We start from the raw sequence: 23,017 nt of genomic DNA on the forward strand, positions 1-23,017 counted from the left end.
AGGGATCTGAGTCACAGCATTAGCCCACACGGCCAGCCGCACGCGCAAAATGGCGGCAATTACGCGGTTTTTACGCCGATTTTCTTGCCTGACCGCAGACGCTGCCCCATCATGAACATCCACCGTCAGCGCGAAGAGCAGGAAGCAATGGAGAGTCCGAATTCACCGGTTAAGGCCGGAAAAATACTTGATACTCTGGGAGCCATGCAGAGCAGTCTGACCCGCGTCGGGCAGCGCATTGCCCACTACATCATGACCTCCCCACACCGAGTGACGCAGCTTTCTATCGCCGATCTTTCGCAGGAAATTAACGCCGGAGAAGCCTCGGTCATTCGCTTTTGTCGCCAGCTGGGCTACAAGGGTTTTCAGAATTTCAAAATGGAGCTCGCCATTGAGCTGGCGATGGTCGATAGCGACGACAGCAGCACGCTGCTGGACGCTGAAGTGGTGGAAAATGACGATGCCCATACGATTGGCCTGAAGCTACAGGGCGTCATCGCCAACGTGCTCTCTGAGACGCTCAACCTGCTGGACATGCACCAGGTTGAACAGGTCGTCGACGCACTGTACGCCTGTAACAGCGCCTATATCTTCGGCGTGGGTGCCTCGGGCATCACCGCTGAAGAAATGAAGCACAAGCTGATGCGCATTGGTCTGCGGGTAGACGCCCTGACCAATAATCACTTTATGTATATGCAGGCCTCCCTGCTTAAGCCAGGCGATGTGGCGGTCGGCATCAGCCATTCCGGCCATTCACCGGAAACCACCCACGCGCTGCATCTGGCGAAAGAAGCGGGCGCCACCACCGTTGCTCTCACCCACAATCTCGGCTCACCGTTAAGTAAAGTGGCTGATTTTACTCTGATTAATGGTAATCGACAGGGGCGATTGCAGGGCGACTCGATAGGGACAAAGACCGCACAGCTGTTTGTGCTGGATCTGATCTACACCCTGTTGGTGCAGAAAGATCCGGAACAGGCTAAAGCCAACAAACTGCGCACCATGGATGCGTTAACGGTTCCCCGTCAGGCTTGATTTAGTGCTATCGATCACACTCTGATACTCTCGCTTTTCGTCGTGGGTATCATTTCATCGCAAATTGGAGTTATGCTTCATTTAACTTTTATTTAAGAAGAAAAACACCAATTGAGGTTTACATGGAAAAGCTAACAGGTCTTATCGCTGCACCGCATACCCCTTTCGACGCCCACGGTGAAGTGAACTATCCGGTCATCGACCAGATTGCCGAGCATCTTATTGGCCAGGGCGTAAAGGGCGTGTACGTGCTTGGCACCACCGGTGAGGGCATTCATTGTTCCGTTGCGGAGCGTAAAAAAATTGCCGAACGTTGGGTGGCAGCCAGCCACGGTAAGCTAAGCATTACGTTGCATACCGGGGCGCTGAGCATCGCCGACTCCCTTGAGCTGAGCCGCCACGCCGAGACGTTAGATATTTTCGCGACTTCAGTCATTGGCCCATGTTTCTTCAAACCGTCCAGCGTCGACGATTTAGTCGAGTACTGCCGGCTCAACGCCGCCGCTGCGCCGTCAAAAGGCTTCTACTACTATCACTCGGGGATGTCGGGTCTGAACCTGGATATGGAGCAGTTCCTGATCGCGGCGGCAGATAAAATCCCGAACCTGTCCGGTATGAAGTTTAACTCCAGCGACATGTATGAATTTCAGCGCTGCCTGCGCGTCAACAACGGCCAGTTTGATATTCCCTTCGGCGTGGATGAGTTTTTACCGGCCGGGCTGGCCTGCGGCGCGATCGGCGCGGTTGGCAGCACCTACAACTACGCCGCGCCGCTGTATCACCGCCTGATCGACAGCTTTAATCAGGGCAACCACCAGGACGTCGCGGCCTGTATGGACAAAGTGATCGCCATTATTCGTGTCCTGGTGCAGTACGGCGGCGTGGCGGCCGGCAAGCTGGCTATGCAGCTGCACGGCATTGATGTTGGCGACCCGCGTCGTCCGCTGCGCCCTATGACGGCGGAGCAGAAACAGGACGCACTGGCGAAATTCCGCGCGGCTGAGTTTATCTGAATGTGAGAGGGCGGCACGCACACCCTCGCTCCGGCCCTCTTCCTGAAAGGGAGAGGGGACATTTGAGTACCGCAGTCTCCACCCGCACATTCAGTCCCCTCTCCCCTGCGGGGTGAGGGGGATACACTCCACCCCACATCTCTCCCCTCCCCCAAATCCTGAAACCGGTTTTATTCCTGTACAAATCCAAGGCAGATCACACTTCTCCACATCCCACTTTGCATCACGCCGAGTGTTTCTATAAAAGAAACACTAACAGCAATGATATGACGTCTCGTACCTTTAACACCCTCAAACCATGAGAACACCTCTATGTCAGAACAACCGATAACAGGATCTGCCGCCCGCTCGACCGGACGAGTACGCTTCTTTGTACTAGGCCTGGTGTTTATTAATATAATTATCAATTACATGGATAGAACAAACCTGTCCGTTGCGGCAACCCAAATGTCCGGCGAGCTGCAGTTTACCCCGCTGCAAATGGGGCTGATTTTCTCTGCATTTGGCTGGATCTATGCCGCTTTACAGATCCCCGGCGGCTTTCTGATTGACCGACTCGGTTCGCGTCTGGTGTACGGCGTGGGGCTGTTTATCTGGTCGTTGATTACCGCGCTGCATGCCATCGCCAACAGCTTTGGCTCGCTGGTTGGCCTGCGTTTAGGCGTGGGGGCCTTTGAAGCACCGGTGATGCCGTCAAACAACCGCGTGATCTCAAGCTGGTTCCCGGAGCAGGAGCGCGCAACGGCAATCGGTATCTACTCGTCCGCGCAGTTTGTCGGCATGGCGCTGATGACGCCGGTACTTTTCCACGTTCAGGATCTGTTCGGCTGGCGCGGGCTGTTCTTGATTACCGGCGTGGTGGGGATGATTTGGGGCGTGCTGTGGTACTGCGTATATCGCGATCCGCTGGATCACAAAACCGTATCGAAAGCCGAGCTGGATCATCTGCGTAAAGGCGGCGCGGTGATGGAGAGCCGCGAGAATGCCGCTAAACGCCCGTTCAGCTGGCAGGATCTGGGGCTGATGTTCAAAAGCCGCAAGCTGATTGGCATCTACTTCGGTCAGTTCACGATTTCAGCCACCTTCTGGTTCTTCCTGACCTGGTTCCCGACCTATCTGGTGCAGTACCGCCATATGGATTTTATTAAGTCCGGCTACGTCGCCTCTGTCCCTTACCTTGCCGCTTTCGTCGGCGTATTGCTGGCCGGGTTTGTATCGGACCGCCTGATTCGTCGCGGCGTCTCCACCAGCTTTGCGCGTAAAGCGCCGGTGATCCTCGGCATGGCGCTGACGCTGTTTATCCTTGGCGCCAACTACACCGATGACCCGACGCTTATCATCCTGTTTATGTCCATCGCCTTCTTCGGCAACGGCCTGGCAACGATTACCTGGGTATTTGTGACCGCACTGGCACCGCGTCATCTGATTGGTCTGGCGGGCGGGGTGTTCAACTTTACCGGCGCGCTCTCTTCCATCGTCGTGCCAATCGCCATCGGCGCGCTGATCGACGGCCACAACTTCGCGCCAGCGCTCGGCTTCATCGCCGTACTGGCCTGTCTGGGGATCGGCTCTTATCTGTTCGTGGTCGGCAAGATTGACCTCGACGGCGACAAAACTATGCCGTCAACCGGTCGCAAAGCGTAATGAGCTCGGCCAGCCGCGCGGCGGTCTGCTCCGGGGTGGCGTGATACATGCCGGCAAAGGCCAGCGCCGCCTTATGTGAGCCGAACTGAATCGGCTGCGCGAGGGAGAGTTCGCCGTCCTCGTGCGGCCAGACCACATGGCCCAGCTGACGCTGCTGTTGAAGAAACGGCGCGATGCGCGTCATCTCTTCGGCGCTGAAGCGCTGAGCCAGTACCTCGTCCTCTTCGGCGGCGAGCAGCGCAATCCCGATGACCGACTGACAGGCCGGCATCATGTGAAAACCCGCCAGCGCCTGACTGATATGGCTCCCCGGGCGTGAGTGGAAAATATAGATAACCTGGTCCTCCCACAGGACGCCCATCGCCACCACGATATCTTTCGGGGCGTAGGTTTCCAGCAGCGGGAGGGCCTTTGAGAACAACGTTGAACCCCGGATCGCCTGGGCGGCCAGCGCGTGAATGCCGGGGCCCGGCAGGTAGCGGCGCTGCGCGTCCTGGGTGGTCAGGCCAATGGCCGCCATGGTCATCAGCAGACGGTTCACGCGGGTGGGGTTGATCCCCATCAGCCGCGCCAGTTCGCGACAACCGATAGCCCGATCGCTGGAAACCAGATATTGCAGGCAGCGAATGCCGTCGATAAGGCTTTGATTAGGTTGAGACGACATAGCGGGATCCCGTTTTTTTAAAGACTATTATTTTATCGCCAGAAAGGCAGGAATTACAATTTATGCAAATTTTCCAGCAAACCCATCAACGTGATTTTCCGCATCAGACCCTGCGTACCGATCTGCTGGTCGCCGGCGGCGGGCTGGCGGGACTGTGCGCCGCGCTGGCCGCCGCCCGCGACGGTTTACAGGTCGTGCTGGTGCAGGACCGTCCCGTCTTAGGCGGCAACGCCTCCAGCGAAGTACGCTTATGGGCCAACGGTGCCACCTCGCACATGGGTAACAACAATCGCTGGTCGCGCGAAGGCGGCATCATGGGTGAGATCCTCGAAGAGAACCTGTGGCGCAATAAAGAAGGCAACCCGATGATGTTCGACCTGCTGCTGCTGGATCTGGCGCAGCGCGAAAAGAACCTCACCCTGTTGCTCAACACTGCCATTTACGCGGTGGAACGCGAAGGCCTGCGCATCACCGAAGCCACCGGCTTTAACGCGGTTAACGAAACCTTCTACCATATTCAGGCCGCGCAGTTCTGCGATGCCACCGGCGACGGCGTGCTCGGGCATCTGGCGGGCGCTGAGTACCGCGTTGGCGCAGAAGACGCCGAAGAGCTGGGCGAAAAAATGGCTCCCGGTGATAACTTCGGCCACAAGCTCGGCCACTCAATCTATTTCTACACCCGCAAAAGCAGCGAGCCGGTAAAATTTGTACCGCCCTCTTTCGCGTTGCAGGACATTGAAACCATCCCACGCTACAAGCGACTCACCTCCACGCTGAACGGCTGCGATCTGTGGTGGCTGGAATGGGGCGGCCGTCTCGACACCGTGCATGACAGCGAGCAGATCAAATGGGAGCTGTGGAAAATCGTCTGGGGCGTCTGGGACTACATTAAGAACTCCGGCGAATTCCCGGAAGCTGAAAACCTGACCATCGAATGGGTTGGCTCGATTCCCGGCAAGCGCGAAAGCCGCCGCTTTATTGGCGATCATCTGCTGTGCCAGCAGGACATTATTGAGCAGCGTGACCACTACGATGCGGTGGGCTACGGCGGCTGGTCCATCGACCTGCATCCGGCGGACGGCGTTTACAGCCAGCACGACGGCTGCCGTCAGTTCCACAGCAAAGGCACCTACACCATTCCGTACCGCAGCCTCTACAGCCGCTCGCTGGACAACCTGTTCCTCACCGGACGACTGATTTCCGCTTCTCACGTTGCCTTCGGCAGCGCCCGCGTGATGTGCACCTGCGGCCTGCTCGGCGAAGTGGTGGGCCGTGCGGCCGCCCTGTGCCATCAGCATCAGTTGAGTGCGCCGCAGCTGGCAGAAAGCGCGAACATCGGCAAATTACAGCAGCACCTGCAGCAAACCGGCTGCTACATTCCACGCCAGCAGCTGCATGATCCGGCGCGCGGCGCGCGGGTGAGCGCCAGCAGCGAACTGGCGCTGACGGCCCTGACCGCCAGCGGTCGCTGGATGGCGCTGGATGAGCGCATGGCGCTGCTGCTGCCGGTGAAAGCGGGTGAATCCTTACCGGCCATGCGCTTTACCCTGCGCGCCGCCAGCGCGCAGTCGGTCAGCATCAGCCTGCTTGCCAGCGACAAAGTCGCCAATTACTGCGCCGATACGCTGCTCGACGAGCAGACGTTAACGGTGCAGGAAGCCGGTGACTACAGCGTGGAATTTGGCTGGCGTAGCGATGTCGATCGCTATGTCTTTATCGCCTTCACGCCCAATAGCCACGTCGAAATCGCGCTGAGCGATGTGGCGCTGCCGGGTATTATGACGGTGTTCAACAGCCAGAACGCCCGCGTGGCGAAACATCCACGTCAGGTGGTGGACGGCGATTTTGGCGTCGACACGTTTGATTTCTGGGTACCGCGTCGCCGTCCGCATCAGATTATGCCCGCAATTCAGTTTGCCGCGCCGCTGCGCTGCTATGACGTACAGAGCCTGCTCAACGGTCGCCTGCGCCCCGAACAGCAGATTAACGGCTGGGCTCCCGCACTGGACGACGCTGCACCGCGTCTGACCTGGACGTGGGATGCGCCACAACCCCTACAATCGCTGACGCTGATGCTGGATAACGACTTTGATAACGCGATGGAAACCGTGCAGATGGGCCACGCGGAAGCGGTCACGCCACACTGCGCCACCCACTACCGCCTGTGGGCTGACGATACGCTGATTGCCGAGGTGAAGGACAACCACCATTCGCTGTGCCAGCACACGTTGGAAGCGCCGCGCGCGGTGTCAAAAATCACCCTTGAGCTGGTGAAATCGGCGGGGGCCGTGCCTGCCGTCTATTCGCTAAACATCCAATAACGCCCTCTCAAACTGCGTACCCTCTCCCTTTGGGAGAGGGTTCAGACTGATGACGAAGTCCAAAATGCCCGATGGCGCTACGCTTATCGGGCCAACGTGGGTTGTATACATCCTGTGTAGGCCGGATAAGTCGCTTGCGACGCCATCCGGCACAGCGCGAGCCGGTTTGTCAGTCATCTGAACACGCTCTCTTTGAGAGTGAGTCAGGGGAACTTACTCGTCATTCAATAGCTGACTCACCAGCGCAATATGGGTTTTAATCCCCACCGCCAGCGCATCCTCATCAATACGGAAATGCGGATTATGCACGTTCCACGTCGCCCCTTTTTCTTTATTGCCGCAGCCGATAAACAGGAACGTCCCCGGAATTTTTTCCTGATAAGAAGAGAAATCCTCGCTGCCGAACAGCGCCTTATCGGCAAGCTGTAGCGTCCCCGCCGGGAAGTGGCGGCCTATCGCCTCGCGCGCAATGGCGTTGGTCACCTCGTGGTTGTTTCCTACCGCATACCCTTTTTGCCACTGAATATCACACTCCGCACCGTGGGCAGCGGCAATGCCATTAATGATGCGTGACATCAATTGCGGCACCGTTTCCCGGACCTGCTGATTATGCGTGCGCAGCGTTCCGGCAAGCCGGGCGCTGTCTGGAATAACGTTGTAGCTGTCGCCAGACTGGAAGGTGGCAATCGTCAGCACCGGCGCGGTGCCGGGGTCAATATTGCGGGCCACTATTTGCTGCAACGCGCCGACCATTTCTGCGCCGATAGTCACCGGATCGACACAGTGCTGCGGCATGGAACCGTGGCCACCCTTACCGCGAAGGGTGATATCAAAGTTGTCGCTGGAAGCCACATAGGCCCCCTCTTTCAGGGTAATCACCCCCACCGGGCTGGTCGGAAAGACGTGCAGGCCGAAAATATGCTGTACATCATCGACCACGCCCATGTCCACCAGCTCACGCGCGCCGCCCGGCGGCACCTCTTCTGCGGGCTGAAAAATAAATTTAATGCTGCCGTGCAGCCGATTGCGTAGCTGACACAAGACTTTCGCGGCCCCCATCAGCATCGCCGTATGGGCATCGTGGCCACAGGCGTGCATCACGCCGGGAACCGTTGAGCAGAAGGTTTCACCGCTCTCTTCCTGAAGCGGCAGCGCATCAATATCGGCGCGCAGCGCCCACATCGGCCCCGGATGCGCGCCGTGGAGCACCGCAATGACGCTGTTTTCCACGGGGCGACTTATCTCTAGCTCAGCAAACGGCGAGAGTTCGCGGGCGATATAGTCCGCCGTCGGCTTCTCCTGAAACGATAAATCCGGGTGGGCATGAATATAACGACGCCAGCGCAGCGCCTCTTCAGCGGCAGCGGTAATCAGCTGTTCAGTCGCGTGGTTCATCGGGTTCTCCTTCTAATCAGTAACAGGCAGGCTGGCGGTGGCACGGCGCTTCATGAGCGGCAGTACCGCAATGGCCGAGCAGACCATCGCCAGCGAAAGAAACACAAACGCACTGGCGTAGCCGTTGGTGCTTTGCACCAGATAACCGATCACGATAGGCGACACGAAGCCACCCAGCGTGCCGCCGGTGTTAATCAGACCAATCGCTGAGCCCATCATGTTTTCCGGCAGGCGCTTCATCGGCAGCGTAAAGGCGGTAACAAAAGTCGCCATCAAAAAGACTTCGCCGACGAATAGCAGCAGGCTGGCGGTGAGCGGCGTAGTGGCGTGGAAGATGGCAAAAATAGCCACCGCGCTCAGCAGGGCACTGATGGCAATAACCAGCGGTTCACGGTTAAGGAAATATTTGCCCACCAGCCATCCGGTGCCCAACGACGAGATCCAAATCCCCAGACCACCGGCGGCGACAACATAGCCGGACGCAGATAGCGACATGCCCATATGCTGGACGAAGAATTTTGGCAGCCACGCCATCAGGCCGTAGCTCGGGATGTTGACGCAGAAAATGGACAGAAACAGCAGAATCACCGTTGGGTTACGCCACAGCGCCGCGCCGGAAATCGCCGACTTTTGCACGCCTACCGTCACCTGCTGGCGCGGCACGCGCAGGGCAATCAGCGCGGCAATTACGCACACAATGACGCCCAGCACGGTAAATGACATGTGCCAGCCCATCAGCGCCAGCGCGTTCACCGCGATAATCGGCCCAATGGTCATCGCCAGCCCCGCCGACGACAGTAAAATCGACTGGGCAAAAGTGCGCTTCTCCACGCTGAAGTTGCTGACCACCGCCTTCGCGCATGAACAGGGATAGCCAGAATGCCCCACCCCGGCCAGAAAACGAAACAGCAACAGCAGGCCAAAACTGGCCCCGAGCGCGCCAAAGCAGAGGGCAAAGATCCCCAGCGCCGAAAGCGACAGTACCAGCATGGTTTTATAGCCGATACGGTCGTTCAGCCAGCCGGCTGGTACCTGAAATAGCGAATAGGCAAGGAAGAATATCCCGGTGATGTAGCCCAACTGCTCGGCGTTAAGACCAAACTCTTTTTCAATCGGCAGCAGCGCAAAGCCGGTGACGGTCTTGTCGATATAGACAAATACGTAGCCAATAAACAGCAAAAAGATCATTTGAGACTGACTTTTCATTATTTTTTCCGCCCTGTGTCTCATGGATGTGTGTGGTGTGCGAGCGATGGCCCCTACGCATCCTGGCGCTTTACCGCAGACGCGGGAAGATGTAATTTTTCTATAGGTGATGCTTTTTTCTGATAGGGGTAAGCGGTGAAATATCTCCCGAAGGTCAGCCATTTACAGGCGCTAAAGCAGGTGGCGCGCAGCGGCAGCATTCGCGCGGCGGCCCGCGAGCTGGGGCAGTCACAGCCCGCACTAAGCCGCACGTTGCGTGAGCTGGAGCAAACCCTGGGCACACAACTTTTGTTGCGAAGTAAGGAAGGGATCACGCTAACCGAGGCGGGCTGCGCTTTTTCACAGCGCGCGGAGTGGGTGCTGGAGGAACTGCGTCGCGCCGCCGACGAGGTAGAACAAATTAACCATGCTACCCACGGCAGACTGACGATCGGCTTTTCATCCTTGATTGCGCTGACCGTTTTTCCTGCCGTCGCCGACGCCTTTAAACAGGCGCTACCCCAGGTGGCGCTGACGCTAAAAGAGGGACAGCTTTCCTCGCTGCTGCCCGGCGTGCGCAACGGCGAGATCGATCTGGCAATTGGCTCCGTCGACCCCATGCGGCCACCTGAGGGGGTCATGATCGAACCGCTGTTCACCGCGCCATTTTGCATCGTGGCGCGGCGTGGGCATCCGCTGGCCAATGAGAGCGATTTGATGGCGCTACGGCGGGCAAAATGGCTGCTACCGGAGTCGCCGATGGGCTACTACCAGCAGCTACAGAACGAACTTACCCCCTTTTACCGCCAGCTGGCGATCGCCCCGCTGCGCACCGACTCGGTGATTACCGGGCTGAATATGGTCCTGGAATCTGACTATCTGACCATCGTCGCCCGCGCCATGAGCCAGCCGCTGCAACTGGAGGGAAAAATCGTCACGCTACCCGTCTCTACCCTACCTGCCGCGCAGTATTGCGCCGTTTGGTCACAAAAGTCGGCGCTGACCGCCAACGCGCAGCAGTTTCTCACCCGCCTGCGGGAGGCATGCCAGGCGTATAGCTGGTAGGGCCATCGCGCCGGGTACTGGCCTACGCGCCCTGGCGGGTTGCCGCCAGCACAATCTCACGAATGCACACGTACTGCGGCTGAGAATAGGCATATTCGATCGCATGCGCCACGTCTTCCGGACTCAGCACTTTGCCGCCCATATCCTGCTTCCATGCCTGGTAACCGGTTTTGATATCCTCGCTGGTGGTGTGGCTTAGCAGCTCGGTTTCAACCGCGCCCGGCGCAATCACCACCACGCGCACGTTGTGCGGCGACAGTTCTTCGCGCAGGTTCTCAGAAAGCCCGTGAACCGCGAATTTTGTGCCGACATAGACCACATGGTTCGGGAAGGTTTTGCGGCCCGCGATGGAGCTGATATTGATGATGGTCCCCGCTTTACGCGCGATCATGCCTTTGGTGACCGCGTGTACGCCGTTCAACAGGCCCTTCACGTTCACGTCAAGCATCTGCTCCCATTCGTCCGGATTCTGGTCGTCAATGTTGCCCAGCAGCATGACGCCGGCGTTGTTGATCATGGCATCCACCGGCCCGAACTGCTGCTCGGCTTCGGCAATTGCCGCCGCCACGGCGTTGCGGTCGGTCACATCGACAGAGCGGCACAGCGCATGCGGCAGGTTCAGCGCGGTCATGCGTTCAACGCGACGCGCCAGCAGCAGCAGCGCGTGACCGCGCTCAGACAGCAGTTTGGCGGTTGCCAGGCCAATGCCAGAGCTGGCGCCGGTGATCACAACTAACGGTTTGGATGCAGCGTTCATAGGGATTTCCTCATAAATAAAATTGATGGCAACACTTTAAATCCGAACTTAAATGGTGAAAAATGGTTTGTTTTTTTCACAGCCATAAAGATTTTCTATGGATAAACGACAACTCAGCGCTTTTATCGCCGTCTTTGAAGAGCGCAATATTACCCGTGCGGCAGAACAGTTAAGTCTGACACAGCCCGCGCTTTCTGCCACCGTGAAGGCGCTGGAGGAGGAGCTAGGCACGCAGCTTTTCGTACGCAAACCGCGCGGCGTTGACGTCACCGAGGACGCGCGCGCGCTCTATCCGCACGCCTGTCGGATGCTTCAGGATATGGCCACGCTCACCGCACGTTTTCGCAAAAGACAGGATAGAACGCCGCTAACGATTGGCATCGAGCAGGATATCGCCTCGCCGTGTCTGGCTTCGTTATTACAACGCATTCGCCACGAGATGCCGGACACCGAGGTTACGCTCGACCCCGGCTGTACGGGGGATATTCGTCTTGGTTGCGAAAGTCTGCGCTGTGAAGATGAGCTGTTTATGCCGCTTGTTGATGAGCGCTATGTGTTGGCCTTTCCCTCAGATCACGATTTCAGCAAGGTTGAGGAATTGACGACCGACCAGCTGATTTCACAGCCCTGGATAACATATCCGGCGCACGATTCGCACCAGCGCTTCCTGCCGTTTTATGGCACTTCCGCCGGTGCGCCCAATGCCAACGCCGGCAGCTTTACGCTCGCGCTGGATCTGGTTGAAGCGGGTTTTGGGCTGGCGATTGCCCCCCAATCATTGGTGGATTCACGCTGTAACCTGAGCTGGCGCACGCTGCCAGGGTATCCGCTGCTGAGGCGCATTGGCATCTGCTACGCGGTGCAGGCGGTGGAAAATCCGGCGGTAAGCCGATTGATGGACAGTTTGCACGAACGTGCGGCGACCGCCTGATGGCGCTGCGCTTATCAGGCCTACAAGCCCATAGGCCGGATAAGGCGGTGACGCCGCCATCCGGCGATAACGGCGCGATGGTTATATCGCCACTAACTGCCTGACGCCCTGCGCTTCCATTTCATCCCCGCGCCCGCGCGCAATGATGGTGCCGCGCGACATCACCAGATACTGATCCGCCAGCTCCGCGGCAAAATCGTAAAACTGCTCCACCAGCAAAATTGCCATATCGCCGCGGTTGGCAAGGCTGCGGATCACTGCGCCAATCTCTTTGATCACCGAGGGCTGAATGCCTTCGGTCGGTTCATCCAGAATCAACAACTGAGGTTTGCAGGCCAATGCTCGCCCAATCGCCAGCTGTTGCTGCTGCCCACCGGAGAGATCGCCGCCTCGCCGCCCTTTCATTTCACGCAGAACGGGAAACAGATCGTAGATGTCGTCCGGCACGCTTTTGGCCTGACGGCCAGAAAAGCGCGACAGCCCCATCAGCAGGTTCTCTTCGACCGTCAGGCGCGGAAAGATTTCCCGCCCCTGCGGTACGTAGGCAATACCCTGCTGCACCCGCTGGTGCGGCTTGCTGGCATTTATCAGCTTGCCCTGCCAGTGGATAGTGCCGGACTTCGCCGGAATCAGCCCCATCAGGCACTTCAGCAGCGTGGTTTTCCCCACGCCGTTGCGCCCTAACAGGCAGGTAATTTCACCCGGCGTGGTGTCAAAAGAGAGGCCGCGCAGAATATGGCTACCACCGTAATACTGATTTAAATCATTAACCTGTAACATATTAGCGCCCCAGATAAACGTCGATAACCTGCTCGTTGGCCTGCACCTCGCGCAGCGATCCTTCTGCCAGCACCTGCCCCTGATGCAGGACAGTGACGTGGTCGGCGATGGTTTCCACAAAGCCCATATCGTGCTCCACGACCATCAGCGAATGCTTGCCGGCAAGCGTACGGAACAGCTCGGCAATATAGTCCGTTTCCGCATCGGTCAGCCCGGCTGCGGGTTCATCCAGCAGCAGCAGGTGCGGCTCCTGGACCAGCAGCATGCCAATTTCCAGAAACTGCTTTTGCCCGTGCGAAAGCAGGCCTGACGGGCGATGACGATGGGCGGTGAGCCGCAGCAGCTCCAGCACTTCATCAATACGGTCCCGCTGGCTACCGGTGAGCCTCGCCCGCAGACAGGTCCACACCGACTTATCCATTTTGAGCGCGATTTCAAGGTTCTCCATCACGCTCAGCGCCTCAAATACCGTCGGCTTCTGGAACTTACGCCCGATACCCGCTCGCGCAATCTCCACCGATGACATGCCCATCAGGTCGATATTCTGGTCGTAAGTCACCGTACCGCTGTCCGGCCGCGTTTTGCCGGTGATCACATCCATCAGCGTGGTTTTCCCCGCACCGTTGGGGCCAATCACGCAACGCAGCTCGCCGACGCCAATTTTCAGCGACAGGTTGGTCAGCGCACGGAAAGCATCGAAAGTGACGTTGATATTATTCAGCTCCAGCACAGGGTCGGTGGTATGACGGTAGCGATCCTGCGGTAGCGCTTGGGTGAACAGGGAATCAGTCATGCTTCCTCCGTTTAAGCAGGCCAATCACACCGCGCGGCAGGAACAGCGTGACGAGAATAAACATGAGTCCGAGGAAAAAGAGCCAGAAGTCAGGGAAGGCAACGGTGAAGTAGCTTTTGGCGCCGTTAACAATGCCCGCGCCGAGAATCGGGCCAATCAGCGTACCGCGTCCGCCGAGCGCCACCCAGATGGCGGCTTCAATCGAGTTGGTCGGCGACATTTCGCTGGGGTTGATAATCCCCACTTGTGGGACGTACAGCGCCCCCGCCAGGCCGCATAGCACCGCGGACAGCGTCCAGACGAACAGCTTGAAGCCTTTCGGATCGTAGCCGCAGAACATCAGACGGTTTTCCGCGTCGCGCACGGCGGTCAGCACGCGGCCAAACTTACTGCGTGTGAGCAGCAGGCCAATCGCCAGCGAGCCTGCCAGCAGCAGCACGGTGGCGATGAACAGCGCGATACGCGTGCCGGTAGCAGAGACAGGGAAACCCAGCAGCGTGGTAAAGCCGGTAAACCCATTGTTCCCGCCAAAGCCGGTTTCATTGCGGAAAAACAGCAGCATCCCGGCGTAGGTGAGCGCCTGGGTCATAATGGAGAAGTAGACATCTTTGATGCGTGAACGGAAGGCAAAATAACCGAATACCAGCGCCAGCAGGCCCGGTACGAGGATAATCAGACACAGCGCCCAGGCGAAGTGCTGAGTACCCGCCCAGAACCACGGCAGCTCGTTCCACGACAGAAAAGACATAAACGCCGGCAGCCCATCGCCGGACGCCTGGCGCATCAGATACATCCCCATGGCATAGCCGCCCAGCGCAAAGAACAGGCCGTGTCCCAGCGACAGCAGCCCGGCGTACCCCCACACCAGATCCAGCGCTACGGCCACTACCGCATAGCAGAGAATTTTGCCGATAAGCGTGAGCGTATAGGTCGACATCGCCAGCGGATGCGCCGCCGGCAGCAGCGCGAAGAAAGGCAACGCCAGCAACGCTACCAGCACCAACGCCGCCAGTGAGCCGGTCAGGCGCGGCGCGCGGCGCGCAATAGTTAACGTAAGTGGTTGGCTCATCAGTCAATTACCCGCCCTTTGAATGCGAACAATCCTTGCGGCCGTTTTTGAATAAACAGCACGATCAAGACCAGAATGGCAATTTTGCCCAGCACCGCGCCTATCTGCGGTTCCAGCACCTTATTGAGGACGCCAAGGCCCAGCGCTGCCGCCACGGTGCCGGCAAGCTGGCCTACGCCGCCGGTCACCACCACCAGGAAGGAGTCTATGATGTAGCCCTGCCCCAGCTCCGGGCCCACGTTACCCAGCTGCGACAGCGCAACGCCGCCCAGCCCGGCGATACCGGAGCCTAAACCGAAGGCCAGCATATCGACGCGCCCGGTCGGCACGCCGCAGCAGTCGGCCATACGGCGGTTTTGCGTCACCGCACGCACGTTCATGCCAAGACGCGTTTTGTTCAGCAGCAGCCAGGTCAACGCCAGCACGCCAATAACGAACAGGATCACGGCAATGCGGTTATACGGCAGCACCAGGTTAGGCAGCACGCTCCAGCCGCCCGACAGCCAGGCGGGGTTAGCCACTTCAAGGTTCTGCGTACCAAACAGGACGCGCACCAGTTGAATCAGCATCAGGCTGATCCCCCAGGTCGCCAGCAGGGTTTCCAGCGGTCGCCCGTACAGGTGGCGAATAATCGTGCGCTCAAGCAGCATGCCGATCGCGGCGGTGATAAAGAACGCCACCGGCAGCGCCACCAGCGGATACAGCGCCAGCCACTCCGGCGCCAGCCGCTGGAAAGCGTCCTGCACCAGCCATGTGGAATACGCACCGAGCATCAGCATCTCACCGTGGGCCATATTGATAACGCCCAGCAGACCGTAGGTGATCGCCAACCCCAGCGCCGCCAGCAGCAGGATCGAGCCCAGCGAGATGCCGCTGAACGCCTGGCCCAGCCAGTCGCCCCATCTCAGACGCTGCTGCACCTGCTTCAGACTTTCCGCCGCCGCTGCGCGCACCGTCGCATCCGGTTCATTTTGCGGCTGTGTCAGGCGGCTAAGGCTCGCCTGCACCTGCGGATCGCTGGCTTCACCCAGCAGCTTAACCGCCCGCAGACGCTGCTCCGCGCGGCTGTCAGAGAGCTGCAGGTTGGCTACGGCAATCGCCAGCGCGGTATGTACGCGCGCGTCCCGCTCGGCCGCCAGGCGCTGAGTTAACATGGGCAACTGATCCTGCTGCGCGCCGTTTTGTAACGTCAGGGCCGCCGCTAAGCGGACGTTCGGGTCATTGCTGACCAACTGGTGCGATGCCAGCGCGCTGGCCACCAATCCGCGAAGGCGGTTATTCATAAACACTTTTTTGGTCTCGCCCTGCGGCGCAGCGTGCCCTTCCAGCGGTACCAGCCTGCCCCCCTGCTCGCTGAAAAGCTGGCCATCGACATCGCTGACCACCGACGCCTGGCTCAACGCTTCGAGCAGCGGCAGGCGCACAGCATCAGGTTCTGCGGCCCAGCGCTGGAGCAGGGTCGCCTGCTCGCTGCGGCTCGCCTGCCCGTAATCGGCGGCCGGGCCCGCCAGCGCCGGGGCGCTGAACAGGAGAAACGCGAAAGCCAGAAATAGCGCTTTTGGCGATCGTTTCATTATGAATGTCATCGTTGAATTCCTGTTGGTATACAAGATGGAATTCATTTAGCAAGGCTTGTGCCAAATACATAATGATATGTTTTTAAAGGAATTAAAATAAAACCATCGGTTTTCGTTATTATTAACGCGCACCGCCACAGGACATCCGCGCACGATAATAGCGCAGCCTGTCATAGGTAAATTAAATAACCCTAGCGGTGAGTCAGAATATTTTTTGATAAATAAAAGCGTGGTATTTGAGGATAAGAACACCTCGATAGCTATTTTTGAGGTTTTCTATACTGAGTACGTTGTGACAATTTAAACTTATTCGGCAAAAAGGACGCTGTTTAGAACACCGTGGGCGAGCAGGCAGTAAATTTACCTGCTCGCAAAGATGGGATTCAGTGATTATTCGTTACTCGTTCGACTCAACCAGAGCAATAAACAAACCGCCCCCAGACTCAGCAACGAAACGCTATAAAGCGCGGTAAAAGCGCCAAAATACTGAGCTATTGTGCTGGTTAAACCGGTAGCAACAGCGGCTGTCAGAACCTGTCCACGCCATGATATTGCACTCGCTTTCGCAACATCCTTTTGCGAGAAATTCCTCAGAATACCGAACGTCCCCAAAGCAAATACAATATTCGACGCCATATGGGCACAGAAGATCAGAACAAGCCCGGCAAAGGAGGCGCTCAGGAATAGGGGTAATAAGAAATAGGCTCCGATAAACAGCACCAGACATATCAGCAGCAGGCCGTTATTGGCGCTATATCGCTGCAATTTACCGGCATCCAGCATGAGTGGCCCACAGAGCTGTCCAAGGCTGCGGGCAAAAAGTAGCGGTAATGCCAGCCCGGCGGAATCTTCAGGCCTCATTTCTTGTGCCAATGCGGGTAAAAGCGCCATCGCCGGGGATCCCACCGCAGCAAGCGCAGGTAACAGCATAATGCTTCTTTTTTGCATGGGCGATATAACGTGCCAGAGCGGAGCCTGGCTGTCAGAAGAAACCTCCGCAGGCTGGTGTTCTGCGTCGCGAAAAACCGATCCGGAGATCATAAGCAGCGCCACAGCCGCCGTAAAACTGAGGGCATCAAGGGCAAGCAGATACAGGGAATTAATCAGGTCAAACAGAACAACACCCAGCCCGGTCCCCAACAAAACCTGTGAGGCAAAAATGAGGGTTTCCATGGCCGTTGCCGCAGGAAGTTCATCAGTGCGCAATCCACGTTTGAACAGCAGCGTCAGCGCCGGGTAGCTCATGCCGCTGAGCAGTGCTTCTGCACACTGCACGACCAGCAGTGCTTGAATACTATGATGCAGTAAACCATACAATGGAAAAATGAGCACCAGCAGACCCGATATCTCAGTAAAAATCAGGACCCGCAGTGGTGATGTTTGCTTACACAGCGTCTCGCCCCAGATGCTGCCAATAAAGCTGGGTAGCATCGACAGCATATACACCATGGTAAGCGTCGCAGGAGAAGCCTGCCAGTGCAGAAGTTGACCGAAAATAATGACCTGAGTCAGCCCATTACCCAGCGATGACAGAATATAGGCAAAACCAAGCAGGCGTAACCAGCGATGGTTACGCAGTGCGCCAAAAAGCGCAAACAGTAACGTGTTCATACAGAAAGATTCTCAACTTAAATAACAGAAACCCACGCAGCCATCAGGCAACGCGGAAAATAAACACTGTTAAAAGAGAAAATCGTTACATGGGGAACGGTACGCTACTGGAAACGGATACAGCACTTTAGCACAGAAAAAACAGATAGCTATCGTGAGATAGGATGTTCGATCCGTGCCAGAAGCTGAAGTTTAGGCTCAGTACCTACCCAGACGATGAGTTGATGGGGTTTTATGATAGTTTATAACTCCCTTCACCATGCATAAGAGAATGTTAATGATTACCGGACTGAATCACATAACAATCGCTGTGAACGATATTTCCAGAAGTTTTAATTTTTATGTAGAGGCGCTAGGTTTTACACCTAAGGCCAAATGGGCCTCTGGCGCTTACCTTTGTCTGGGTGATTTGTGGCTGTGTCTTTCTGCTGACGAGGTTGCTCCCCGGCAGGATTACACCCACTATGCATTCAGTATTCGAAGCGAAAATTTTGATATAGTTGCTAACCACCTGAAATCATATGGTGTTATGGAATGGAAAGCTAATAAGAGCGAAGGAAAATCTATCTACTTTTTGGATCCGGATGGGCATAAACTGGAAATCCATGACGGTAATTTAGATAGTCGCCTTAGTGCATGTTTGAAGCACCCATATAAGGATATGGTGTTTTTTTAATGGCTGGATGAAATTGGACAGAAATAATTTAGCAACCCAGAAAATCAGCTAGGGAAGGTGCGAATAAGCGGGGAAATTCTTCTCGGCTGACTCAGCCATTTCATTTCTTCATGTTTGAGCCGATTTTTTCTCCCGTAAATGCCTTGAATCAGCCTATTTAGACCGTTTCTTCGCCATTTAAGGCGTTATTCCCAGTTTTTAGTGAGATCTCTCCCACTGACGTATCATTTGGTCCGCCCGAAACAGGTTGGCCAGCGTGAATAACATCGCCAGTTGGTTATCGTTTTTCAGCAACCCCTTGTATCTGGCTTTCACGAAGCCGAACTGTCGCTTGATGATGCGAAATGGGTGCTCCACCTTGGCCCGGATGCTGGCTTTCATGTATTCGATGTTGATGGCCGTTTTGTTCTTGCGTGGATGCTGTTTCAAGGTTCTTACCTTGCCGGGGCGCTCGGCGATCAGCCAGTCCACATCCACCTCGGCCAGCTCCTCGCGCTGTGGCGCCCCTTGGTAGCCGGCATCGGCTGAGACAAATTGCTCCTCTCCATGAAGCAGATTACCCAGCTGATTGAGGTCATGCTCGTTGGCCGCGGTGGTGACCAGGCTGTGGGTCAGGCCACTCTTGGCATCGACACCAATGTGGGCCTTCATGCCAAAGTGCCACTGATTGCCTTTCTTGGTCTGATGCATCTCCGGATCGCGTTGCTGCTCTTTGTTCTTGGTCGAGCTGGGTGCCTCAATGATGGTGGCATCGACCAAGGTGCCTTGAGTCATCATGACGCCTGCTTCGGCCAGCCAGCGATTGATGGTCTTGAACAATTGGCGGGCCAGTTGATGCTGCTCCAGCAGGTGGCGGAAATTCATGATGGTGGTGCGGTCAGGCAAGGCGCTATCCAGGGATAACCGGGCAAACAGACGCATGGAGGCGATTTCGTACAGAGCATCTTCCATCGCGCCATCGCTCAGGTTGTACCAATGCTGCATGCAGTGAATGCGTAGCATGGTTTCCAGCGGATAAGGTCGCCGGCCATTACCAGCCTTGGGGTAAAACGGCTCGATGACTTCCACCATGTTTTGCCATGGCAGAATCTGCTCCATGCGGGACAAGAAAATCTCTTTTCTGGTCTGACGGCGCTTACTGCTGAATTCACTGTCGGCGAAGGTGAGTTGATGACTCATGATGAACCCTGTTCCATGGCTCCAGATGACAAACATGATCTCATATCAGGGACTTGTTCGCACCTTCCCTAGTGGGATGCGTGAGGTTGACGGTTCCCCATTTTATTTATCAGAGAACGAGATCTCTTCATCTTTTGGAGTAAATGCAAGTTTAAATAGTAATGGCGTAATTATGTATCAATGTGAAGGAGGGCCTTCAATAGATAGTATCCAGGTCAATGATGGTGAAATTTATGAGATTTAAAAGTTAGTACTTGAAGTGGCCAGCTTCGTACAAAATAAATTATAAAGTTATATTGGGGGGTTATAAAGGATAAGAATAGCGTCCGCTATTCGCTCATAGCGGACCTTCAGATCCAAGAGGCTGTCCGCTTGGTACTGTGAGTTCAACCGATGGATGCAATCAGTCCAATGTTTTTGAGAAACAGACAGCTTCTTCTCTTCCTATGTATGGGCCATAATTATCAATACGAACATATCCATTTTTCTCGTAAAAATTGACGGCCCGTTGGTTGATATGTCGGGTTTCCAGCTTCAGTTCTCGATATCCCATTTGCTTTGCAGAGGTTTCCAGAAAAGTAAGTAATGCACTCCCCACGCCTGGCTCGCTTCGGTCCGAAAACATTCTTTTAAGCTCAGCTATGTTTTGTGTTAATGGGCGGATAGCTCCGCATCCTATCGCATAGCCATGTACATTTTTTGCCAATGCCCATACTGCTTTGTCATTGTTCATCGCTTCAACGGTGAAGTTGGTTTTGCCATTATCGCCAGTAATAGCGGCAAGTTCAGCTGACAGCATCTCGATTAAGCGATAAGATTCTGAAGAAAATGGATCTGATTTCTCTACTGTTATCATGGTTATATCCTGCAAAGGGAGTTCAACCAAAATATAGTACCCTGCCTGAAAAAGCATCATCCTGGAACAAGTAATGGGGCAACACTGATTTGTGGCTTTATTGGGGCTTCTCGCTCACAGAAGATCTTCATCGCTGCCCGCCGCTGCCGACGTTATCTAAAACGGCAACCCGCTTATTCGTCTACACTTCGCCTGAATTGATGCACATATTGTGCAGTGCAAGCACTCCTGCGGGCTGGCGGAAATAAATAACGATGAAAGTAATACTGGTAAGGCATGCTGAAACAGAGTGGAATCTAAGCAGGATAATCCAGGGGCATAGCGATAGCCCGATTACCCCCCGGGGTATGCGAGAAACATCGGCATTACTGGCCGCACTGTTGGAAAGCGCCTACCCGATAGCATGTATTTACAGCTCTCCTCTCGGGCGCGCACGGCAGATGGGGTTGAGCCTGGCAAAAGGCCTTCACTGCCCACTGATCATTGAACCGTCACTAAAAGAACAGGCTTTTGGTCGTTTTGAAGGGCTCGCATCCGCGCAGCTCACGCGCAGCCATCCGGATGATGTAAATGCGCTATTCATGCACGATGCAAACTATTGCCCTCCTGAAGGGGAAACTCTGGCTCAGGCTACCCAGCGAATCATGGATTTCTTTTGTCACCTGCAAATAGCCAATCAGCATCAGACGGTTTGTGTGGTGTCTCACGGCCAGGTTAGCCAAGGCGTTCTGGCGCAGCTAAAAGAGGGGGTTATCGATAATTTTTCTCGCTACGCCCAGCCCAATGCGAGCTACTCTGTTCTGGAATGGGTAGACGGGAAATGCACAAATCTTCAATGGGGAATGGCTACACATCTCATGAAATTAGCAAGATAGCGTCTTTGGGGTATGACGACGAACGGAACAACGTTTATCCTGACCACTCGCAGAGCGCCCGCCCCTGGTTTTGCTGGCTGAAGCGCGGCAAGCATACTCTGCGTATCCAATAATCAGCGATAAAAAGCCACGCCAATGGCCTCTTAGCGGATAAACGTTCTTTTTACGCGCACGGATGTTATGAAATACGGAATCCAAATAAACGCTGATATCACATTTCTGAAAACAGGAACAAGCTCATTATAGCCAATATTTACGCCGGGAATTAACCTATAAAGCATATAGAGATTTAATGACATTGTTACTACAATAGATATCAAAAACAGAATATAAAGCTTGGGTAAAAATCTTTTCTTTCTCAAGAAAAAGGAAAGTACCGTCAGCGAAAATAAAAACTCTACGGCATAAATAGCAAGAGAGAGTGCAAAGAAGGTTTTCGCGCTGACATTCAAGTGCGTATAATTCTCGGCCATAAATTTAAATGCATCTGTCATTGCAAACAGATACCCCGCAGCGGTAACCACTAACCCGATGAGAGGTAAAAATAAAAAACCGCCAATTTTCCTGAAATGTTTTTCTTCACAGATATCGCAAAATTCTCTTTCCTGAGGTATGGCTACCCCGCACTTTATACATCCCCATTCCATAAACGATCCTTTGATATATTTTTATAGTTGTTATGATACTAAAACAAGCATATCACAGAGGCAAGTGAACAAAATAATAGAAAACACCCCAGTAATTGTTATCTAAAGCACTATTTAAGGTAAATTTGACAGTATTAGTATTCATCTTTTAAGACACAGCTCAGGGGAGCTATTTCCCCATCCCGATAGACATTTCAAATCCATCATGATTGGCGGCCAAACCAGAGGGGCCGGAGGCTTCCGTCCCCCAACGCCTGGTCGTTTCAGAAGCCGCCCTTTCCCTCAGATGCAGGGCCCGGTGGCACATCCGTACATCATGTACAGTGGGAACAAAGGGACTAAGGGGATCATGGCGATCTCGCCAAGGGAGCTTAACGTTTTAGTCTTATCATTGATTGATACCACAACGGGCTGTTCTAACCGATACTCTGCAGCCAGTTCTGGCGCGTACGATGAAGACCAAAACCCCGTCGCTTTAAACAAAATACCGAGGCGATCGTTATCAATCTGCACCGCATGATACTGATTGACCAGCTCGGCATGCTGCCCGGCATCCAGTTTGCGTTTATCCACCACAACCACGTATTCCGCCGTCACTTCATGTTGATCGACAACAAAGTTAACCCGCACGCCAGAAGCCTGCTGGTGAAAACGTTCATAAAATGTCTTATAACGCTGATATTCTTGGGGGAAGCCGGTACGGAAAAAACGATAACTGTACTTCGCCGAGCTGGCGATAATGCCGGAGTCAACCGGTTTTACCGCCACAATAGTATCCGTAGGCGGTAAGTTTGGCGCACTGGTACATCCTACGAGCATCACCACCACCAGCAATAAATATTTGATCATTTTCAGCCGTTCCTGTTCGCTATTTTTTCTGTAACATCAAAAGATTGTTTTAACACCTGGAGTACACCTGTCTCTCCCTGTTTAGCACACCGCCG

Annotated in this window: 21 protein-coding genes; 8 read left to right on the plus strand and 13 right to left on the minus strand. The window is 55.3% G+C overall.

All coding sequences use genetic code 11. The annotated features are described in order from the left end of the window. Positions 1-147 precede the first annotated feature (147 nt). The 3 genes from H7R56_RS18525 (at position 148) to H7R56_RS18535 (ending at position 3,692) form a co-directional block, all read left to right on the plus strand. Positions 148-1,035 carry a MurR/RpiR family transcriptional regulator gene (locus H7R56_RS18525; RefSeq protein WP_106928205.1) on the plus strand — a complete coding sequence of 296 codons (888 nt, stop codon included), beginning with the start codon at positions 148-150 and terminating at the stop codon, positions 1,033-1,035. A 122-nt stretch (positions 1,036-1,157) separates the two neighbouring features. Then, entirely contained in the window at positions 1,158-2,048 is an 891-nt protein-coding gene (locus H7R56_RS18530) for a dihydrodipicolinate synthase family protein (RefSeq protein WP_106928159.1), read from the plus strand. A gap of 312 nt (positions 2,049-2,360) precedes the next feature. Beyond that, entirely contained in the window at positions 2,361-3,692 is a 1,332-nt protein-coding gene (locus H7R56_RS18535; RefSeq protein WP_106928161.1) for an MFS transporter, read from the plus strand. Here H7R56_RS18535 and H7R56_RS18540 read toward each other — a convergent pair. Continuing rightward, the gene (locus H7R56_RS18540) at positions 3,664-4,356 is read right to left on the minus strand and encodes an IclR family transcriptional regulator (RefSeq protein ID WP_106928163.1); all 693 of its coding nucleotides are present in this window, start codon (positions 4,354-4,356) and stop codon (positions 3,664-3,666) included. The two genes, H7R56_RS18535 and H7R56_RS18540, sit on opposite strands and share 29 nt — an antisense overlap. A 62-nt stretch (positions 4,357-4,418) precedes the next feature. On the opposite strand from H7R56_RS18540, the gene H7R56_RS18545 reads away from it, so the two are divergent. Then, positions 4,419-6,677 carry an FAD-dependent oxidoreductase gene (locus H7R56_RS18545; RefSeq protein WP_106928165.1) on the plus strand — a complete coding sequence of 753 codons (2,259 nt, stop codon included), beginning with the start codon at positions 4,419-4,421 and terminating at the stop codon, positions 6,675-6,677. A 213-nt stretch (positions 6,678-6,890) separates the two neighbouring features. On the opposite strand, the gene H7R56_RS18550 is transcribed toward H7R56_RS18545, so the two are convergent. Both H7R56_RS18550 and H7R56_RS18555 read right to left on the minus strand, forming a co-directional pair. Next, a complete protein-coding gene (locus H7R56_RS18550) occupies positions 6,891-8,072 on the minus strand; it encodes an amidohydrolase (protein ID WP_106928167.1) in 1,182 nt (393 codons plus the stop codon). 12 nt (positions 8,073-8,084) lie between these two features. Further along, positions 8,085-9,278 carry an MFS transporter gene (locus H7R56_RS18555; protein ID WP_106928169.1) on the minus strand — a complete coding sequence of 398 codons (1,194 nt, stop codon included), beginning with the start codon at positions 9,276-9,278 and terminating at the stop codon, positions 8,085-8,087. Positions 9,279-9,413: 135 nt separating this feature from the next. On the opposite strand from H7R56_RS18555, the gene H7R56_RS18560 reads away from it, so the two are divergent. Continuing rightward, positions 9,414-10,322, plus strand: coding sequence for a LysR substrate-binding domain-containing protein (locus H7R56_RS18560; protein ID WP_106928171.1), 909 nt, complete (start codon positions 9,414-9,416; stop codon positions 10,320-10,322). A gap of 22 nt (positions 10,323-10,344) precedes the next feature. Here the strand turns inward: H7R56_RS18560 and H7R56_RS18565 are convergent, their stop codons facing one another. Beyond that, positions 10,345-11,079 (minus strand): SDR family oxidoreductase, encoded by a 735-nt coding sequence (locus tag H7R56_RS18565; protein ID WP_106928173.1) that lies wholly within the window; start codon positions 11,077-11,079, stop codon positions 10,345-10,347. A 97-nt stretch (positions 11,080-11,176) separates the two neighbouring features. Here H7R56_RS18565 and H7R56_RS18570 point away from each other — a divergent pair, with 97 nt between their 5' ends. Beyond that, the gene (locus H7R56_RS18570) at positions 11,177-12,010 is read left to right on the plus strand and encodes a LysR family transcriptional regulator (RefSeq protein WP_106928175.1); all 834 of its coding nucleotides are present in this window, start codon (positions 11,177-11,179) and stop codon (positions 12,008-12,010) included. An 81-nt stretch (positions 12,011-12,091) separates the two neighbouring features. Here H7R56_RS18570 and urtE read toward each other — a convergent pair whose 3' ends face one another. The 5 genes from urtE to H7R56_RS18595 all read right to left on the minus strand — a co-directional run bounded on the left by urtE (position 12,092) and on the right by H7R56_RS18595 (position 17,840). Continuing rightward, a complete protein-coding gene (gene urtE / locus H7R56_RS18575) occupies positions 12,092-12,790 on the minus strand; it encodes an urea ABC transporter ATP-binding subunit UrtE (protein WP_106928177.1) in 699 nt (232 codons plus the stop codon). Between the two features lies 1 nt (position 12,791). Then, on the minus strand, positions 12,792-13,583 hold the full coding sequence (urtD, locus tag H7R56_RS18580) for an urea ABC transporter ATP-binding protein UrtD (protein ID WP_106928179.1): 792 nt from the start codon (positions 13,581-13,583) through the stop codon (positions 12,792-12,794). After that, positions 13,576-14,652, minus strand: a complete 1,077-nt coding sequence (urtC, locus tag H7R56_RS18585; protein ID WP_106928181.1) for an urea ABC transporter permease subunit UrtC — start codon at positions 14,650-14,652, stop codon at positions 13,576-13,578. Before urtC ends, urtD begins: the two co-directional genes overlap by 8 nt. Continuing rightward, positions 14,652-16,226 (minus strand): urea ABC transporter permease subunit UrtB, encoded by a 1,575-nt coding sequence (gene urtB, locus H7R56_RS18590; RefSeq protein ID WP_106928183.1) that lies wholly within the window; start codon positions 16,224-16,226, stop codon positions 14,652-14,654. Before urtB ends, urtC begins: the two co-directional genes overlap by 1 nt. A 393-nt stretch (positions 16,227-16,619) precedes the next feature. Then, positions 16,620-17,840 (minus strand): MFS transporter, encoded by a 1,221-nt coding sequence (locus H7R56_RS18595; RefSeq protein ID WP_106928185.1) that lies wholly within the window; start codon positions 17,838-17,840, stop codon positions 16,620-16,622. Positions 17,841-18,117: 277 nt separating this feature from the next. On the opposite strand from H7R56_RS18595, the gene fos reads away from it, so the two are divergent. Further along, the gene (fos, locus tag H7R56_RS18600; RefSeq protein WP_106928207.1) at positions 18,118-18,516 is read left to right on the plus strand and encodes a fosfomycin resistance glutathione transferase; all 399 of its coding nucleotides are present in this window, start codon (positions 18,118-18,120) and stop codon (positions 18,514-18,516) included. Positions 18,517-18,714: 198 nt separating this feature from the next. On the opposite strand, the gene H7R56_RS18605 is transcribed toward fos, so the two are convergent. Further along, a complete protein-coding gene (locus tag H7R56_RS18605; protein ID WP_000019402.1) occupies positions 18,715-19,695 on the minus strand; it encodes an IS5-like element IS5 family transposase in 981 nt (326 codons plus the stop codon). Between the two features lie 403 nt (positions 19,696-20,098). Beyond that, entirely contained in the window at positions 20,099-20,551 is a 453-nt protein-coding gene (locus H7R56_RS18610; protein WP_106930913.1) for a GNAT family N-acetyltransferase, read from the minus strand. Positions 20,552-20,805: 254 nt separating this feature from the next. Between H7R56_RS18610 and H7R56_RS18615 the strand changes: the two genes are divergently transcribed. Then, positions 20,806-21,426: a histidine phosphatase family protein gene (locus tag H7R56_RS18615; protein WP_106930891.1), complete on the plus strand. Its 621-nt coding sequence runs from the start codon at positions 20,806-20,808 to the stop codon at positions 21,424-21,426. A gap of 143 nt (positions 21,427-21,569) precedes the next feature. On the opposite strand, the gene H7R56_RS18620 is transcribed toward H7R56_RS18615, so the two are convergent. After that, the gene (locus H7R56_RS18620) at positions 21,570-22,073 is read right to left on the minus strand and encodes a DUF2569 domain-containing protein (protein WP_106930893.1); all 504 of its coding nucleotides are present in this window, start codon (positions 22,071-22,073) and stop codon (positions 21,570-21,572) included. 282 nt (positions 22,074-22,355) lie between these two features. After that, positions 22,356-22,922: a hypothetical protein gene (locus H7R56_RS18625; RefSeq protein WP_106930895.1), complete on the minus strand. Its 567-nt coding sequence runs from the start codon at positions 22,920-22,922 to the stop codon at positions 22,356-22,358. Positions 22,923-23,017: the final 95 nt, after the last annotated feature.

Origin of the sequence: Klebsiella sp. WP3-W18-ESBL-02 (assembly GCF_014168815.1) — a bacterium.
GTDB lineage: Bacteria > Pseudomonadota > Gammaproteobacteria > Enterobacterales > Enterobacteriaceae > Kluyvera > Kluyvera ascorbata_B.

Coding starts and splice junctions, on each gene's coding strand:
- urtB (WP_106928183.1), bottom strand. CDS start 16,226: ATGAAACGATCGCCAAAAGCGCTATTTCTGGCTTTCGCGTTTCTCCTG.
- H7R56_RS18610 (WP_106930913.1), bottom strand. CDS start 20,551: ATGATAACAGTAGAGAAATCAGATCCATTTTCTTCAGAATCTTATCGC.
- H7R56_RS18540 (WP_106928163.1), bottom strand. CDS start 4,356: ATGTCGTCTCAACCTAATCAAAGCCTTATCGACGGCATTCGCTGCCTG.
- H7R56_RS18545 (WP_106928165.1), top strand. CDS start 4,419: ATGCAAATTTTCCAGCAAACCCATCAACGTGATTTTCCGCATCAGACC.
- H7R56_RS18615 (WP_106930891.1), top strand. CDS start 20,806: ATGAAAGTAATACTGGTAAGGCATGCTGAAACAGAGTGGAATCTAAGC.
- H7R56_RS18555 (WP_106928169.1), bottom strand. CDS start 9,278: ATGAAAAGTCAGTCTCAAATGATCTTTTTGCTGTTTATTGGCTACGTA.
- fos (WP_106928207.1), top strand. CDS start 18,118: ATGATTACCGGACTGAATCACATAACAATCGCTGTGAACGATATTTCC.
- H7R56_RS18595 (WP_106928185.1), bottom strand. CDS start 17,840: ATGAACACGTTACTGTTTGCGCTTTTTGGCGCACTGCGTAACCATCGC.
- urtE (WP_106928177.1), bottom strand. CDS start 12,790: ATGTTACAGGTTAATGATTTAAATCAGTATTACGGTGGTAGCCATATT.
- H7R56_RS18550 (WP_106928167.1), bottom strand. CDS start 8,072: ATGAACCACGCGACTGAACAGCTGATTACCGCTGCCGCTGAAGAGGCG.
- H7R56_RS18535 (WP_106928161.1), top strand. CDS start 2,361: ATGTCAGAACAACCGATAACAGGATCTGCCGCCCGCTCGACCGGACGA.
- urtC (WP_106928181.1), bottom strand. CDS start 14,652: ATGAGCCAACCACTTACGTTAACTATTGCGCGCCGCGCGCCGCGCCTG.
- H7R56_RS18625 (WP_106930895.1), bottom strand. CDS start 22,922: ATGATCAAATATTTATTGCTGGTGGTGGTGATGCTCGTAGGATGTACC.
- H7R56_RS18525 (WP_106928205.1), top strand. CDS start 148: ATGGAGAGTCCGAATTCACCGGTTAAGGCCGGAAAAATACTTGATACT.
- H7R56_RS18570 (WP_106928175.1), top strand. CDS start 11,177: ATGGATAAACGACAACTCAGCGCTTTTATCGCCGTCTTTGAAGAGCGC.
- H7R56_RS18530 (WP_106928159.1), top strand. CDS start 1,158: ATGGAAAAGCTAACAGGTCTTATCGCTGCACCGCATACCCCTTTCGAC.
- urtD (WP_106928179.1), bottom strand. CDS start 13,583: ATGACTGATTCCCTGTTCACCCAAGCGCTACCGCAGGATCGCTACCGT.
- H7R56_RS18620 (WP_106930893.1), bottom strand. CDS start 22,073: ATGGAATGGGGATGTATAAAGTGCGGGGTAGCCATACCTCAGGAAAGA.
- H7R56_RS18605 (WP_000019402.1), bottom strand. CDS start 19,695: ATGAGTCATCAACTCACCTTCGCCGACAGTGAATTCAGCAGTAAGCGC.
- H7R56_RS18565 (WP_106928173.1), bottom strand. CDS start 11,079: ATGAACGCTGCATCCAAACCGTTAGTTGTGATCACCGGCGCCAGCTCT.